Source organism: Bacillus sp. XF8, from assembly GCF_017498755.1.
Classification (GTDB): Bacteria; Bacillota; Bacilli; order Bacillales; family Bacillaceae_G; genus Bacillus_A; species Bacillus_A bingmayongensis.
The window spans coordinates 1-3425 of the sequence record NZ_JAGDQK010000100.1; the positions used below are offsets into that span (position 1 = coordinate 1).

General features: G+C 47.1%; 1 protein-coding gene. It reads right to left on the reverse strand.

Annotated elements, in window-relative coordinates:
• The coding region (locus tag J4P91_RS28490; protein WP_207996770.1) for a type I polyketide synthase at nt 1-3308 on the reverse strand (3308 nt) is incomplete at its 3' end.
• Between the last annotated feature and the right edge of the window lie 117 nt (nt 3309-3425).

Genomic DNA, 3425 nt, shown 5'->3' on the forward strand with positions numbered 1-3425 from the left:
TCCTGCCCTTCTGGGCTCTCCAAAAAGGCTATCAGGTCTGCTATTTTTTCTGTTAAAGCCTCCTCAGTCTTCGCCGACAATGCCAGTAAATAATAAGGAAGCGATGATTCTTTCTCCACCTGAGTCTCTTTTGGATAGCTTTCTACCACTAAATGTACATTGGTTCCACTCATGCCAAAGGCACTTACGGCTCCTCGGCGAGGTTGGCCTGCGCTGTCTTTCCATTCCCGATTCGTCTTATTCACATAAAAGGGACTGTTTTTCCATTGGATATAATGGTTTTCCTGTTCAAAATGTAAGCTGGCTGGGATAGTTTCATGGCGCATAGCCTGCACCAAACTGATGAGACTAACCAAACCTGAAGCAGCAAAAGTATGCCCAAAGTTAGTTTTTGCTGAAGTAATGGCACAAAACCCTTCTTTTTCCGTATAACTTCTGAAGGCATCCCGTAAACCATTGACTTCTACTGGATCTCCCAGTCGTGTACCTGTACCATGAGTGACAATATAGGACAGGGATTCAGGATGAATTCCATACTGATCATAGACTGAACGATAAAGCTGAGCTTGTACTACCCCATTAGGAGCCGTAATACCGTTGGTTTTGCCATCATAGTTAATACCACTTCCTCGGATCACCGCATAGATAGGATCTTTATCCGCCTGAGCTTGGGAGAGACGTTTAAGCACCACCGCTACCACCGCTTCTCCTGGTACCATGCCATTGGCACGTTCATCAAAGGCATAACATCGCCCATCTGGAGATAACATTCCTGCCTGATCGATTGCTTCCAATGTTTGCGGCATAAGAATCAGATTCACACCAGCTGCAATAGCTGTATCACAATCTCCCACACGCAAGCTTTGACACGCCTGATGCAATCCTACCAAGCCGGAAGAGCACGCCGTATTAATTGCCATATTAGGACCGTTAAGGTTGAGTACATAAGAAAGCCTTGCGGCTAAAATGGCATCATGGTTGGAGGTAATCGGGCCGTTAAAGCCACTGAGATACTTGTAATCTCCACCTTCCACACCAACAAACATACCAATCCGTTGGCGCTCTATCTGTTTAGCTCCATAACCCGCATCCTCTAAGGCCTTCCAAGCTTCCTGCAGCAACAGCCGTTGGCGCGGATCCATGTTCTGAGCTTCTCGCGGGGAGATTTCAAAAAATGCAGGATCAAATTCACTCACTCCCGGCACCTCACCAAAACGCCACTGTTCTCCCTCTTGTGCCCAACGGGTTGCTGATTGCACCTGTTCTTCTCCTTTGACCAGATGTTCCCACATTTGGTCGATATTACGTGCTCCTGGAAAACGACCACTCATTCCAATCACTGCAATAGGTTCCATTTCCAACTGTCTTGGTGTTATCTGCATCTGAGGCTCTGGTCGAGATTTTTTCTCTGCCAGCTTCTCTGGCATCACTGACTGTGACTGCACCTTTTCCTCTCGATGCATATCATTTGGTATGGTGGATGATAGCTTCTCCATCGTTCTTCCTTCCCTATAAAACGCAGCCATTCCCTCCGTATGCTCCGTCATATAATAGTCAGCTAGTTTCCCTAAGTTCGGATAACCAAAAAATAAAGCTGGGGTGATTTCCACATTATAATGAGCCGTCAGTCGTTCTGCAAAGGTCGCCAATGTAATTGAATCAAAACCAAAGTCCGCTAAATTACTCTCTAAATGCAATTGATCCCGTGGGATTTGTAAAAGATTCGATGCAATTTTCTTTAAATCCCATTCCACACACTGTTGTACACTTAACCCTTTCATTTCTTCGCACCTTCCTTGACCTGCTGGTAATTCTGAGACCGCAGGTCGCTCTAACGATGACCCAACTGCATTCGTTTGACCTAATCCTAAGAAGCGGTGCACCCGTTCCGGTTGACCAGCCAATACCAAATGTTGTGTGGACGTCTGGCTCAGCAAACGTTCAAAGAGCATCAGACCTTCTTCTGTCTCCAAGGTCCGCTGACCACTTGAAACAAGATACATATGCGTCTGTTCATCATCTCCTAATCCCATTCCGCCTTCTTTCCATAACGGCCAATTAATCACTAGCGTCTTACCAGGAAATATTGCTTGCCGTTGATGAGCATAGGCCATAAGGAAACGATTAGCCATCGCATAGTCTCCCGCTCCCATATCTCCCAAAATGGCTGATGAAGAAGAAAAATAACAAACAAAGTCAAGGGATGCCGAAGCGAAGACTTCATCTAACACTTGTGCCCCTTGCACCTTCGGAGCTAACACACGCGCAAAGTCAGCTGCCGACTTGGCAAAGAGCGGTTCTTTGCTAGCTAATCCCGCAGCATGGATGACTCCATCGATTCCGCCAAAGCGTATTTTGGCTTTCTGTCGTACATCCGCCATAGCCGCACGATCACAAACATCTGCCTGGCAATAGAGTACTTGACTACCTGATTCTTCCCACTTCCTGATCTCATCCGCTAAGCTATCGGATAAAGGCGATCGTCCTGTTAATACTAGATTAACGGATTGCGAGCGAATAAGATTAGCAGCTAATCGGCGGCCCAATCCGCCACCACCACCGGTGATAAGATACGTACCCCCTTCTTTGATTCCCCCTTCACCTTCGGTGATATCCGTCGGTTCAACTCGGCACACATACCGCTGTTCTCTCTCATAGAGCACACTCTCTACGGGCGTGCTTTCCATCTCATCGGCTAGCTTATCCAACCACTTAACCATATCCAATCCTTCTGGCATTGCTTTCTGTAAAATCCCTGACACACCCATCTGAGGTAGTATCAGCCCCAGAGAGCGCTCCCAACCAATCCAGGATTCTAGATAACTGCGCTCAAGCGGAGTGGTCCATTCACCCGCCCAAATGAAGCGCGCTGGTTTTGCTTCCCACGCTGCCTGGAATAGATGAAAGAGAGGCATATAATCATTAATTAAAGCTTGATCCTCCAAAGGCCACAGATACAGCAGGGCAAAACCTGTCCCCCATTCAGCCGCTATGCTATTGAGAGTTTGTTGATAAGCCATACCGTCCGCTCGATTCAACTGGTAATGATATGGACTTTCCCGACGATCCGTGGTACCCTGAGCAACAAAAATGACCTCCGTCTCTGGATAACGGCTTTTTAAAGCTGTACGTAATACCTGTTGGTATGAAGGATTCGATATAAAACATACCCATACCTTCGGTGGGGTCATCCGCTCATCAGATAAGGCATGTGATTGCCATCTCTCAGCGAACGTCATCAATTGGCTTTCCTCGGATGCAGCCACCTCTGCCACTGCTTTGGGCTGTGCAGGTATCTCTTCCATCATAGAAACGGTATCCAAATCTAGTTGCGGTACCCAATACCGCTCTAGAGCGAAAGGATAGGTAGGCAGTGGCACCCGGCTATATTGCCCATCCGCAAACAAATCTGAATAATTCAATTC